The sequence below is a fragment of the Tardiphaga sp. GW822-FHT04G09 genome (genome assembly GCF_058800725.1).
Genome location: NZ_JBXAMO010000001.1, coordinates 248957 through 262613, shown reverse-complemented (window position 1 = coordinate 262613; position 13657 = coordinate 248957). Strand labels below are relative to the sequence as shown.

The window sequence follows — 13657 nt, the reverse complement described above, 5'->3', positions numbered from 1 at the left end:
ATGGGAATGGGACGGCCCTTCCGCGATCGATGCCCGTTCTCTAAAAGACCAGCTATCCAAAAGAGCCTGCGCTCAACGAGGAGACCGACATTGCTCGATGTCAGCAAAAACGCTGTAGGCTTCAACCTGCGCCAGCTTCGCACGGCGAAGGGATTGACGCTGGATCAGCTCGCCACCCAGAGCGAGCTGACGCGCGGCTATATCTCGCTGGTCGAGCGCGGGCTGAAAACGCCATCGGTCAACGCGCTGCTACGGCTGGCCGCGGCGCTCGATGTGAACGTCACCTATCTGTTCGATCCGAACCCGACGCCAGCTCCGCGCTACACGTTGTTCCGCCAGAGCGAGCAGCAGACGCCAATGCAGAACGACGGCGTCGACCTTCTGGCGCTGGCGGCGGGCCGGACCCGCAAGATGATGGAGCCATTCCTGATCCGACCGCCGCTGAAATTCGCGCGACGCTCATCGCATGCCGGCGAGGAATTCCTGTTCGTCATATCAGGCGAGATGGTGATCAAGATCGAGGATGAGGAAATCGGCCTGAAAAAAGGCGACTGCCTGTATTTCTCCGGCGAGACACCGCACTGGGTGCGCAGCGTCGGCAAGCCCAAGGCCGAGGTGCTGCTGGTCGTATCTGCCGCCTCGCCCGAACGCTGAGACACGTCACCAAAGAACTCGCGTCAAATTTCTGCAGTCCAGAAACAGAAACGCCGGCCTGATCACTCAGGCCGACGCTTATGTTGATCAAACCAGTCCGCCGCAGCGGCGCCGGTTACTCCTTCTTGTCGATGTTCCAGAACACCGGGGTTGCCGCGCCGGGCAGAACGCCGGTCAGCGAGGTGCGCCAGACGCTGGGGTTCTGATATTCGCCGAGCGGGACGTAGATGACCTCATCGTAAACGAGCTTCTGAATGTCCGCCGCCAGCTTTCTCTGCTCGGCGGCATCGGTCGTGCGCGAGAACTTGTCACGCAGCTCTTCCAGAGCTGCGTTTTCGGTCCAGCCGAACCAGCCGCCGTTGGCCTTACCCTTGCCCGACGTCGAGACGTTGGCGATCGGGTTCAGAATGTCCGCAACGACCCAGTTGGTGAAGAACATGTTCCAGCCGCCTTCCTTGACCGGCTTCTGGCTGGCGCGACGGGTGACCACCGTCTGCCAGTCGGTGGCCTGCACATCGACCTTGAAGCCGGCATCGCGCAGCTGCTGCGCCGCCACGATCGGCTGGGCCTTCAGTGTCGACACATCGGTCGGCGCCATGATCGTGACCGGCGTGCCGTCATAGCCGGATTCGGCCAGCGCCTTCTTGGCGTCCGCCAGACCGTTGCCCTTGGTCAGGCTCTCCGACCCGACATCGGTCGCGTTCGGCGTACCGCAGCCGAACACAGCGCCGCAGACCTTGTAATATTCAGGGTTACCGACCAGCGCGTCGAGCACCGGCTTCTGGCTCATCGCAAGGAATGCCGCGCGGCGAACCTTGGGATTGTCGAAGGGCGGATAGAGGAAGTTCATGCGGCCCAGCGTCTGGAAGCCGAGCGTGTTCAGAACCTCGAGCTTCAGTTCCTTGTCCTTTTGCAGGATCGGCAGCATGTCGAACGGCGCGTTCTCCATGAAGTCGATGTCGCCGGACTGCAGCGCGTTCACCGCGGTCTGCGCATCGGGCATCGTGATCCATTCGACACGGTCGACCTTCACGACCTTGCCGCCTGCGGTCCAGTCCGCCGGCTCCGAACGCGGCACGTAGTCCTTGTTCTTCTCGTAGACGGCCTTCACGCCGGGCTGGAATTCGGACTGCACGAACTTGAACGGACCCGAACCGATCTGCTCGGAGATCGCCTTGTCCGCCGGGGTCTCCGCGATGCGTTTCGGCATCATGAACGGTACAACCGAAGACGGCTTGCCGATCGATTCCAGCACCAGGCCGTAGGGCTCCTTGAGCGTCAGCGTGATGGTCTTGGCGTCTGTCGCCTCGAGGCTCTTGGTGAAATCCATGAGCTTCTGGCCCATGCCGTCACGCTTGCCCCAGCGCTGCAGGGACGCAACGCAATCTTCCGCGGTCACCGGCTTGCCGTCGTGCCATTTCAGGCCATCACGCAGCGTGAACGTGTAGACGAGCTTGTCGTCCGACACCTTGAAACTCGCCATCTGCGGCTGGACCTTGAACTTCGAGTCCATGGCCAGCAGCGTGTCGTAAACCATGTAGCCATGATCGCGCACGATATAGGCCGTCGTGATGATCGGATCGAGCACACGCAGATCCGAATGCATCACCGCCGAGATCGTCTTGCCGGCCGCGAATGCAGGCGACGACAGCACCGGCAGTGCGAGCGCGGCCGCAAGAGCGATGCCCGGCAACGTCAGTTTCGTGAAGGCTGCGGACTGCCGCCAACGGGACATGATAGACATTCGATCTCTCCTGACTGGAATCTGACCATCGGTCGATGATTGCTTATGCAATGCGATCCATTTTTAAGCGCCGCCTCGCATTGTCTTTATCGTTTAGGCTTCAAAGACTTGCATCAAGCACGGTGCGCGTCAATCGTGATTTCGACACGATGCATCGGCGCGCTGAGGATTGCATCGCAACACCCATCATCAACTTGTAGAGGCGATTGCGCGGCCGCCAAGTCACGCATCAACGCGCGCGACAAGCAGATCATGGCTGCGACCATCGAGCGCATCGCCTTGCCCAGACCAGCGAGCCGGTTGTCCCCAGGGCTTGCAAGGACGAAGGGAGCACCTTCGCAAAAAAACAAACGCCGGCCTGATCACTCAGGCCGGCGTTCTATGACTTCAAACGGACCGCCGCAGCGGCGCCGGTTAGTCCTTCTTGTCGATGTTCCAGAACATCGGAATGGCAGCGCCCTGGGTGACGCCGGTCAGCGACGTCCGCCAGATGCTCGGCACCTTGTATTCGCCGAGCGGGATGTAGATCGCCTTGTCGTAGATTTCCTTCTGCACCTCTGCAGCGAGCTTCTTCTGCTCCTCCGGCGTGGAGGCGCGCGCATATTTGTCGCGTAGAACTTCCAGCTCAGGATCTTCGCTCCAGCCGAACCAGCCGCCATTGCTCTTGCCACGGCCGGAGGTCGCGACATTGCTGATTGGATTGAGAATGTCGGCACCGACCCAGTTCGAGAAGAACATGTTCCAGCCGCCTTCCTTGACGGGCTTCTGGCTCGGACGACGGCTGAGCACCGTCTGCCAGTCGGTGGCCTGCACCTCTACCTTGAAGCCAGCATCGCGGAGCAACTGCGCCGCAACGATCGGCTGTGCCTTCAGCGTGGTCACGTCGGTCGGGGCCATGATGACCACCGGCGTACCGTCGTAACCGGCCTCGGCGAGCAGCTTCTTGGCCTCTGCGACGCCGTTGCCCTTCACCAGGCTTTCCGAACCGACATCGGTGGCATTCGGCGTATCGCAACCGAACACGGCACCGCAGACCTTGTAATATTTGGGATCGCCGACCAGCGCATCGAGCACCGGCTTCTGGTTCATCGCCAGAAACGCGGCACGACGAATCTTCGGATTGTCGAAGGGCGGGTTGAGGAAGTTCATGCGGCCGAAGGTCTGGAAGCCCAGAGGATTGAGCACTTCGATCTTCAGCTCCGGATCCTTCGCCAGGACCGGCAGCAGGTCGTAGGGACCATTTTCCATGAAGTCGATGTCACCCGACTGCAGCGCATTCACCGCGGTCTGTGCATCGGGCATGGTGATCCATTCGACGCGATCGACCTTCACCACCTTGCCGCCGGCCTGCCAGTCGGCCGGCTCGGAGCGCGGCTTGTACTCCTTGAACTTCTCGTAGACCGCCTTTACGCCGGGCTGGAATTCGGACTGCACGAATTTGAACGGGCCCGAACCGACCTGCTCCGCAATCGACTTGCCTGCCGGCGTCTCGGCGAGACGCTTCGGCATCATGAACGGCACCAGCGACGACGGCTTGGCGATGGAGTCGAGCACCAGGCCGTAGGGCTCCTTCAGCGTCAGCACGATGGTCTTGGCGTCGGGCGCCTCGATGCTCTTGGTGAAGTCCATGAGCTTCTGGCCCATGCCGTCATTGCGGCCCCAGCGCTTCAGCGACGCCACGCAATCCTCGGCCGTCACCGGCTGGCCGTCATGCCACAGCAGGCCGTCGCGCAGCGTGAACGTATAGACAAGCTTGTCGTCGGAGACCTTCCAGTCCGCCATCTGCGGCTTGACCTCGTATTTCGAGTTCATGCCGAGCAGCGTGTCGTAAACCATATAACCGTGATCGCGGACGATATAGCCGGTCGTGATGCCGGGATCGATCACGCGCAAATCGGAATGCATCACTGCGGTGATGGTCTTGCCTGCAGCATGCGCGGGCGACGACAGCACCGGCAGCGCGAGCGCAACGGCCACTGCCAGACCCGGCAGCGACAATTTCGTGAAGGCAGCAGAACGCTGCCAACGTGACATATTAGACACTCAATCTCTCCTGACTGGATTCTCATCATCGATCGACGATCGATTGTGCAACGCGATAGAATTTTAGGCTGCTTCGCGTATTGCCTTTATGATTTAGGCATCAAAGCCTTGCATCAAGCGCGATGCGGGTCAATCGTGGTTTGCTGCGATGCATCGGTGCGCCGATGCATAGCGACGCACATCATCGATTTGCAAAGGCGATTGCGCTGCTGCTAAGTCCCCCTGCACGCGTGCAAAATGCATATTGTTGCCGACGATCCACGACAGAAATTCTCATTCAAGAGGAATGACCTGATGAACCCCGCCGATCTCCCGTTCGATCTCGAAAACATGTTGCAGGGCCTGCGCGTCTGGGTCGAATGCGAGAGCCCGACCTGGGATGCGAATGCGGTCAACGGCATGCTCGATCTCGCCGCGCGCGACATGCAGATCATGGGTGCGACCATCGAGCGCATCGCGGGGCGCATGGGATTCGGCGGCTGCATCCGCGCACGTTTTCCACATCCGAAATTCGGCGAGCCCGGCATCCTGATCGCAGGGCACATGGATACGGTGCACCCGGTCGGCACCATCGAGAAACTGAAATGGCGCCGCGACGGCGAGCTCTGCTACGGCCCCGCAATCTGCGACATGAAGGGCGGCAATTATCTGTCGCTGGAAGCGATCCGCCAACTCGCACGCATCTCCTATACGACGCCGTTGCCGATTACCGTCCTGTTCACGCCCGACGAGGAAGTCGGCACGCCGTCGACCCGCGACATCATCGAGGCCGAGGCCGCGCGTAACAAATACGTGCTGGTGCCGGAGCCCGGCAGTGCGAACAACGGTACCACCTCCGGCCGTTACGCCATCGCCCGCTTCAATCTCGAAACCATCGGCCGCCCCAGCCATTCCGGCGCGACACTGTCGAATGGTCGCTCCGCGATTCGCGAAATGGCGAAGAAAATCGTACAGATCGACGAGATGACCGGACCGGATTGCACCTTCAGCGTCGGCGTCGTGCATGGCGGACAATGGGTCAATTGCGTGGCTTCGTCCTGCACCGCCGAAGCGCTGAGCATGGCCAAGCGCCAGGAGGATCTGGATGCCGGCGTCCAGCGTATGCTCGCGCTCGCGGGAACCGAGAATGACGTGACCTTCAAGGTCACCCGCGGCGTCACCCGTCCCGTGTGGGAACCGAGCCCAGCCACCATGGCGCTGTTCGAGAAAGCCAAGGCCATCAATGCAAGCCTCGGACTTCCCGAATTGACCCATGGCAGCAAGGGCGGCGGTTCGGATGGTAATTTTACCGGCGCGATGGGTATCCCGACCCTCGACGGGCTCGGCGTTCATGGCGCCGACATGCACACGCTCAACGAATATATCGTTGCGCAGAGCCTGGTCGACCGTGGCCGCCTGATGGCGGGATTGCTGGCGACCCTCGATTGATGCAATCGTCCCCCGGTTCGCGTCGTGCATGGCATGGCGCGAACCGTGGGTGGCACAGGATTTGCTCCCTCAGATCATTAGCGAACTTCGGGTTGAGGCAAGTTGCGACGGTGATTCAGTGTTTCTCGAAGAATTCTGTGTTCTCGCGAACAATGACGATCAAGAGCAGCGAGCCCGTGACGTTTCCAGTTGACCGACGCGGTCCAGTTACGTTCGATCAACACCACCAATAGGAAAGCGCCATGCTCGGATACCTCATTCGCCGGATTCTTGCGGCCATACCCGTCATGGGGGTGGTGGCCCTGTTTGTCTTCCTGCTGCTTCGGCTGACACCCGGCGATCCGGCCGCGATCATCGCCGGCGATAACGCAACACCCGAGCAGCTCGACCGTATCCGGACCCAGCTCGGCCTCAACGAGCCGCTCTATACCCAGTTTTTCAGTTGGGTCTGGCGGCTGCTGCATGGTGACCTCGGCACGTCGCTGATTTCCAACGTGCCGGTGCTGCAGATGGTCAGCCAGCGCGTCGAACCTTCGCTCAGCGTCGCACTCAGCGTCATGCTGCTCTCGATTCTGGTCGCGGTGCCGCTTGGCATCATCGCGGCCTGGAAGCACGGTACCTGGATCGACCGCTTCGTGATGGCCCTGTCGGTGATCGGCTTCTCCGTGCCTGTCTTCGTGATCGGTTATGTGCTGGTCCAGATCTTCGCGATCGAACTGCGCTGGGTGCCGGTGCAGGGCTTCCGCAGCATCTTCCGCGGCTTCGGGCCGTTCTTCGAGCGCATCATCCTGCCGACCTGCGCGCTGTCCTTCATCTATGTCGCGCTGATTGCGCGCATGACACGGGCCGCGATGCTCGATGTGCTCGGCGAAGATTATGTCCGCACCGCGCGAGCCAAGGGGATCAACGAGGGCGGTGTGCTGTTCCGCCATGCGCTGCGTAACGCCGCCGTGCCGGTCATTACGGTGATCGGCACGGGCTTCGCGCTGCTGATCTCCGGCGTCGTCGTCACCGAAAGCGTATTCAACCTGCCCGGCATCGGTCGCCTGACGGTCGATGCCGTGCTGGCGCGGGATTTTCCCGTGATCCAGGCCATGATCCTTTTGACCTCGGGCGTCTATGTCGGCGTCAACCTGCTCATCGACCTTGCCTACGCGCTGCTCGATCCCAGAATTCGTTACTAGGAACTCTCATCTGATGGCGATCGACTCCCTTCCCAATGCCGCCCTGCCCTCGCGCAGCGGCCCGTCACTCGGCTTTCTCACGGCGACGCCGATCATCGCAATCGCGACGATCTGCCTGACACTCGTGATCCTGTCGGCGATCTTCGCACCATGGCTCTCGTCGCATGATCCGCAATTGCTGGCGCCTGCCCTGCGGCTGAAGCCAGCCAGTTCGGAATATTTGCTCGGCACCGATGCCTATGGCCGCGACGTGCTGGCGCGCATTCTCTATGGCGGCCGCATCTCGCTGCTGATCGGCCTCGGTGCCGCCGTCACCAGCATCAGCATCGGCCTGTTCATCGGCCTCGTGTCCGGCTTCTTCAAATGGGTCGACGCGATCATGATGCGCGTGATGGACGGCCTGATGGCCATGCCGAGCGTGCTGCTGGCCATCGCCGTGGTGTCGCTGTCCGGCGCCAGCCTGACCACCGTACTGATCGCCATCACGATCCCGGAAATTCCCCGCGTCGCGCGGCTGGTCCGCTCGGTGGTGCTGTCGGCGCGCGAAGAACCCTATGTGGAAGCCGCGATCTCACTCGGGACCAGCATGCCGAAGATCATGTGGCGGCATCTGATGCCGAACACAGTGGCGCCGCTGATCGTCCAGGGCACCTATGTCGCGGCATCGGCGATCCTCACCGAGGCGATCCTGTCGTTCCTCGGCGCCGGCATCAGCCCGGAAACCCCGACCTGGGGCAACATCATGGCCGAAGGCCGCGCGTTCTTTCAGATCAAGCCATCGCTGATCTTCTGGCCCGGCCTGTTGCTGTCGATCGCAATTCTTTCGGTCAACCTGATCGGCGACGCAGCGCGTGACGCGCTCGACCCGCGTATGAAACAGCGGGAGGCAGGCAAGTGAGCGACGCCGTGAACAGCAATATCAACAGGACCGACGTGAACACCCGCCCGATGGTTCTCGAAATCGACAACCTCGTCGTCGGAGTCGGCAAGACCGGCGCCGGCAAGAAGATCATCGACGGCATCTCGCTGCAGGTCCGCCAGGGCGAAACCGTCTGCGTGGTCGGCGAAAGCGGCTCCGGCAAATCGGTGACTTCGCTCTCCACCATGGGCCTGCTGCCGAAGGATTCGCTGAAAGCCATCGGCGGCAGCATCAAGCTGGCCGGCGAAGACGTCTTGAAAGCGAGCGACCGCCGGCTCCGCCAGCTCCGTGCCACAACGATGGCGATGATCTTCCAGGAGCCGATGACCGCGCTCAATCCGGTCGTCCATGTCGGCAAGCAGATCGACGAGGTGCTGCGGACCCATACCAGCCTCGGCGCCAGCGCACGCCGCGCGCGCATCCTCGACATGATGGAGCAGGTGCGGCTTCCTGACGTGAAGCGCATCTTCGCCTCCTACCCGCATCGCCTCTCCGGCGGCCAGCGCCAGCGCATCATGATCGCCATGGCGCTCGTCCTGGAGCCGAAGCTGCTGATCGCCGACGAGCCGACCACCGCACTCGACGTCACCACGCAGAAGCAGATCCTCACGCTGATCCGCGACCTGCAGAAGGATCACGGCACGGCTGTCCTGTTCATCACCCACGATATGGGCGTGGTGGCCGACATTGCCGACCGCGTCGCGGTGATGCGCCAAGGCCGCCTGGTGGAGACCGGAACGCTGCAGAACATTCTCAGCGCGCCGACCATGGACTACACCCGCAACCTGCTGTCGGCTGTGCCGAGCCTGGTGCCGCGTCCGCCGCGTATCGAAGCGGGCTTCAATCCGATCGTGCTGGAAGCCAATGAGCTCGGCAAGGTCTATCGTGAGCGGTCCTTCTTCGGCAAACCGCGTGAGGTCCACGCTGCGCAGGATGTGACGCTGACACTGCGCAAGGGCCGCACCCTCGGCATCGTCGGTGAAAGCGGCTCCGGCAAATCCACCGTGGCGCGCTGCATCGTTCGCCTGATCGATCCGACCTCCGGCGGCATCCGCCTCGCCGGCCGCGAGATTTCCGATCTGTCGCGCCATACGCTGCAACCGCATCGCAAGAAGATCCAGATCGTCTTCCAGGACCCCTATCGCTCGCTCAACCCGCGCATCACCGTCGGCGAGTCCATCGCCGAGGGGCCGATCAACTACGGCGCCAAGCGTTCTGTGGCCATGGCAAGAGCGCGCGAACTGCTCGAACTCGTCGATCTTCCGGCCGACGCCGTGTCGCGCTATCCGCACCAGTTCTCCGGTGGCCAGCGCCAGCGTATCGCGATCGCGCGCGCGCTTGCACTCGAACCCGAAGTGCTGGTGGCCGACGAAGCCGTCTCTGCGCTCGACGTGTCCGTGCAGGCGCAGGTGCTGCGGCTGCTCGACGACATCCAGACCCGGCTTGGCATCGCCATCCTGTTCATCACCCACGATCTGCGTGTTGCAGCGCAAATCTGCGACGACGTGGCGGTCATGCAGCATGGCCGTGTCGTGGAACAGGGACCCGCGGCGGAAGTCCTTGCAAATCCGCAACAGCCCTATACGCGCCAGCTGCTTGACGCGGCGCCCGGACGAGGATGGGATTTCGCCAACTTCCGCGCAGTCGACGGCAGCACCACCGTGCCGGCGGCCGTCTAATCCAATCCCGTCATTCCGGGGCGCGCGCAGCGCAAGTTGCGCGCGAACCCGGAATCCCGATGTGCTCATCACTTCGAGATTCCGGGCTGCGACTTCGTCAGCTTCGCTGACTTCTTCGCATCCCGGGATGACGACCTTTAATTCAAGTTGAGATGACTTCATGACCCGAATTGCTGTCGGCGGCTTTCTGCACGAGACGAACACTTTCGCGCCGACCAAGGCCACCTATGAGGCCTTTGTGCATGGCGGCGGCTGGCCGTCGATGACCCACGGCGCCGACGTGCTCAAGGTGATGCGTGGCATCAATGTCGGCCTCGCCGGCTTTGTCGAGGAAGCCGAAGTCCGCGGATGGGAGCTGATCCCGACCATCGCCTGCGGCGCCAGCCCTTCGGCGCATGTCACCAAGGACGCGTTCGAGCGCATCGTCGGCGAGATGATCGACGGCATCAAGGCGGCGCTGCCGCTAGACGCGGTCTATCTCGATCTGCACGGCGCCATGGTCACCGAACATCTCGACGACGGCGAAGGCGAGATCACTCGGCGCGTACGCGATGTGATCGGGCCCGATATTCCGTTCGTGGTCAGCCTCGACCTGCACGGCAACATTTCGCCGGAAACGGTCGAATATACCGATGCCCTGATCGCCTATCGCACCTATCCGCATGTGGACATGGCCGACACCGGCCGCGCCTGTGCGCGCCACATGGAACTACTGCTGGCCGGCAATCGCTTCGCCAAGGCGTTCCGGCAATTGCCGTTCCTGATTCCGATCAGCTGGCAATGCACCAATGACGAGCCGACCAAGAGCATCTATCTGAAACTGGCCGCGCTCGAACACGACCAGATCCCCACGCTGTCGTTCTGCCCGGGCTTCCCAGCCGCGGATTTTCCGCATTGCTGCCCGAGCGTGTTCGCCTATGGCGTGACCCAGGCCGATGCCGATGCCGCAGCTGACACCATCGTCAAGCTGGTGATGGGCCACGAGAACGATTTCGACGGCAAGATCTACACGCCGGACGAAGGCGTGCTGCATGCGATGGAATTGGCGAAGACCCTCACCAAGCCGGTCGTCATCGCCGACACCCAGGACAATCCCGGTGCCGGCGGCGACAGCGACACCACCGGCATGCTGCGCGCGCTGGTGAAGAACAAGGCGGTCAAGGCCGCGACCGGCGTGATCTACGATCCTGCTGCAGCCAAGGCCGCGCATGAGGCCGGCGAAGGCGCCACGATCAAACTCTCCATCGGCGGCAAGTCCGGCATCCCCGGCGATGCGCCCTATGCGAACACGTTCGTGGTCGAGAAACTGTCCGACGGCAAGTTCGTCGCCGATGGTCCGTATTATGGCGGCCGCGACATGGATATGGGCCTCTCTGCCTGCCTGCGCATCGACGATGTGCGCGTGGTGATTTCCTCGCACAAGGCGCAGCTCGCCGATCAATCGATGTATCGCTATGTCGGCATCGAGCCTACCGAGCAGAACATTCTCGTCAACAAGAGCTCGGTGCATTTCCGCGCCGACTTCGAGCCGATCGCCGGCCAGCTCATGATCTGCGCCGCGCCCGGCGCGATGCCGGCGGATACGTCGGTGCTGCCCTGGAAGCACTTGCGTCCAGGCATCCGCCTGAAGCCGAATGGCGAATCATTTACGCCCCAGACCTCATCACCTGCCCTCGTGCCGTGAACGGATAACTTATGCCCACACTCGAACGTATCGACGCTTTCGCCGACGAACTCACCGCCATCCGCCGCGACCTGCACGCGCATCCGGAAATCGGCTTCGAGGAAGTCCGCACCTCCGGCATCGTTGCCGACAAGCTGGCCTCATGGGGCGTCGAAGTGCATCGCGGCCTGGGCGGTACCGGCGTCGTCGGCGTGCTGAAGGGCAAGGGCTCGGGCAGCAAGCGCATCGGTCTGCGTGCCGACATGGACGCGCTGCCGATGGAAGAGAACACCAACCTCGCCTGGCGCTCGACCATTCCCGGCCGTTTCCACGGCTGCGGTCATGACGGCCACACCACCATGCTGCTCGGCACCGCGCGCTATCTCGCCGAGACCCGCAATTTCGACGGCACCGTTCATTTCATCTTCCAGCCTGCCGAAGAGGGCCTCGGCGGCGCGCGCGCGATGATCAAGGACGGTCTCTTCAAGCAGTTTCCCTGCGACGAGATCTACGGCCTGCACAACGCGCCGGACATGAATCACGGCGAAGTCGGCATCTTCCCCGGCCCCGCAATGGCCGCCGCCGACTTCTTCGACATCACCATCCGCGGCTACGGCGCCCACGGCGCGATGCCGGAACGCTCGAAGGATCCTGTCGTGATTGCCATGTCGCTCGGTCAGGCGATGCAGTCGATCGTCAGCCGCAACGTCAATCCGTTCGAATCCGCCGTGCTGTCGATCACCCAGATCCATTCGGGCTCGGCCTATAACGTCATTCCTGACGACGCCAAGCTCTGCGGCACCGTGCGCTGCTTCTCGGAGAAGGTCCGTCTGCAGATCCGCGAGCGGATGCACGCCTTGGCCGCCGGCATGGCGACGGCGTTCGATTGCGAGATCAAGGTCGATATCCGCGACGGCTTCAGCGTGCTGGTCAATCAGGAAGAACATTCCAAGGCCGTCGAGGACGTCGCACGCACCATCGTCGGCGACGCCAACGTGATCACCGCATCGAAGCCCAAAATGGGCTCCGAGGATTTCGCCGACATGCTGCATGCCGTGCCGGGCGCCTATTTCTGGGTCGGCCATGAAGGTTCGGTGCCGGTGCACAATCCCGGCTATTATCTCGACGACAAGATCCTGCCCATCGGCGCCAGCATGTTCGCCCGCATCGTCGAAACCCGGCTGCCGATCTGAGCCATTCCGCAGGATGGGTAGAGCGTCTTCGCGAAACCCATCTTGCGGCGTTTGCGATTGATGGGTTTCGCAAGAGCTCTCCCCATCCTACAATCGTGCACCCCACATCGTCATTCCGGGGTACGAGCAGCGTCAGTTGCACGCAAACCCGGAATCCGGAAGTGGCTGGACTCTTCGGGATTCCGGGTCTGCGCCAAATGGCGCACCCCGGAATGACGAGTGAAACGAAAACAAAAAAACAGGGAAGAAACCGCCATGGCCTACGAGACCATCCTCTACAGCGTCGACGAGCAGATCCTCACCATCACGCTCAACCGCCCCGACAAGCTCAACGCCTATAACGCCACCATGCAGGCCGAGCTGATCGATGCGTTCGACAAGGCCGACGCCGACGACAATGTGCGCGCGATTATCGTGACCGGCGCAGGCCGCGGCTTTTGCGCAGGCGCCGACCTCTCATCGGGCGCGAACACCTTCGATCGCGACGCGCGGCGCGGCCCGGTAAAGCGGCTTGCCAATGGCGACGTCGATTACAGCGATCCAATGGTGCGCGACGGCGGCGGTCAGGTGACGCTGCGCATCTTCAAATGCCTCAAGCCCGTGATCGCCGCCGTCAACGGCCCCGCCGTCGGCATCGGCGCCACCATGCAGCTCGCGATGGATATCCGTATCGCCTCGGAAGCGGCGCGCTTCGGCTTCGTGTTCTCCCAGCGCGGCATCGTACCGGAAGCGGCGTCGAGCTGGTTCCTGCCGCGCCTCGTCGGCATCTCGCAGGCACTGGAATGGTGCTATTCCGGCCGCGTTTTCCCGGCGCAGGAGGCCCTTGCCGGCCGTCTCGTCAGCAAGGTGGTGGCGCCCGACGATCTGTTGCCGGCCGCGCGTGCGCTGGCCAAGACCTTCATCGACAAGACGGCGCCGGTCTCCGTTGCCCTGATCCGCCAGATGATGTGGCGCATGATGGGCGCCGACGATCCGATGGAAGCGCACAAGATCGACAGCCGCGGCATCTATGCGCGCGGCCGCTCCGAGGACGTCAAGGAAGGCGTCGTGGCGTTTCTCGAAAAGCGCCCGGCCGAGTTCAAGAACAAGGTCAGCACGGATATGCCGAGCTATTTCCCGTGGTGGGACGAGCGCGACTACAAGTAGGACC

The 13657-nt window shown here is 62.4% G+C and carries 10 protein-coding genes; 8 read left to right on the top strand and 2 right to left on the bottom strand.

What is annotated here, in order from left to right:
* The first annotated feature begins 90 nt into the window (after nucleotides 1–90).
* Nucleotides 91–654, top strand: a complete 564-nt coding sequence (locus tag AC1RLZ_RS01160; protein ID WP_371423872.1) for a helix-turn-helix domain-containing protein — start codon at nucleotides 91–93, stop codon at nucleotides 652–654.
* Nucleotides 655–769: 115 nt separating this feature from the next.
* Here the strand turns inward: AC1RLZ_RS01160 and AC1RLZ_RS01155 are convergent, their stop codons facing one another.
* A complete protein-coding gene (locus AC1RLZ_RS01155) occupies nucleotides 770–2398 on the bottom strand; it encodes an ABC transporter substrate-binding protein (RefSeq protein WP_493187146.1) in 1629 nt (542 codons plus the stop codon).
* 414 nt (nucleotides 2399–2812) lie between these two features.
* A complete protein-coding gene (locus tag AC1RLZ_RS01150; protein WP_493187515.1) occupies nucleotides 2813–4432 on the bottom strand; it encodes an ABC transporter substrate-binding protein in 1620 nt (539 codons plus the stop codon).
* Nucleotides 4433–4735: 303 nt separating this feature from the next.
* Here AC1RLZ_RS01150 and AC1RLZ_RS01145 point away from each other — a divergent pair, with 303 nt between their 5' ends.
* The 7 genes from AC1RLZ_RS01145 to AC1RLZ_RS01115 all read left to right on the top strand — a co-directional run bounded on the left by AC1RLZ_RS01145 (nucleotide 4736) and on the right by AC1RLZ_RS01115 (nucleotide 13653).
* Nucleotides 4736–5869 carry a M20/M25/M40 family metallo-hydrolase gene (locus tag AC1RLZ_RS01145; RefSeq protein ID WP_493187145.1) on the top strand — a complete coding sequence of 378 codons (1134 nt, stop codon included), beginning with the start codon at nucleotides 4736–4738 and terminating at the stop codon, nucleotides 5867–5869.
* 242 nt (nucleotides 5870–6111) lie between these two features.
* Nucleotides 6112–7053 (top strand): ABC transporter permease, encoded by a 942-nt coding sequence (locus AC1RLZ_RS01140; protein WP_371423875.1) that lies wholly within the window; start codon nucleotides 6112–6114, stop codon nucleotides 7051–7053.
* 13 nt (nucleotides 7054–7066) lie between these two features.
* Nucleotides 7067–7951, top strand: coding sequence for an ABC transporter permease (locus AC1RLZ_RS01135; protein ID WP_493187144.1), 885 nt, complete (start codon nucleotides 7067–7069; stop codon nucleotides 7949–7951).
* A gap of 50 nt (nucleotides 7952–8001) precedes the next feature.
* On the top strand, nucleotides 8002–9651 hold the full coding sequence (locus AC1RLZ_RS01130) for an ABC transporter ATP-binding protein (RefSeq protein ID WP_371423898.1): 1650 nt from the start codon (nucleotides 8002–8004) through the stop codon (nucleotides 9649–9651).
* Between the two features lie 160 nt (nucleotides 9652–9811).
* Complete coding sequence (locus AC1RLZ_RS01125; protein ID WP_493187143.1) at nucleotides 9812–11335, top strand: M81 family metallopeptidase; 1524 nt, start codon at nucleotides 9812–9814, stop codon at nucleotides 11333–11335.
* Nucleotides 11336–11346: 11 nt separating this feature from the next.
* Entirely contained in the window at nucleotides 11347–12507 is a 1161-nt protein-coding gene (locus tag AC1RLZ_RS01120; RefSeq protein ID WP_371423878.1) for a M20 aminoacylase family protein, read from the top strand.
* A gap of 255 nt (nucleotides 12508–12762) precedes the next feature.
* A complete protein-coding gene (locus tag AC1RLZ_RS01115; RefSeq protein WP_493187142.1) occupies nucleotides 12763–13653 on the top strand; it encodes a crotonase/enoyl-CoA hydratase family protein in 891 nt (296 codons plus the stop codon).
* The last annotated feature ends 4 nt before the right edge of the window (nucleotides 13654–13657 follow it).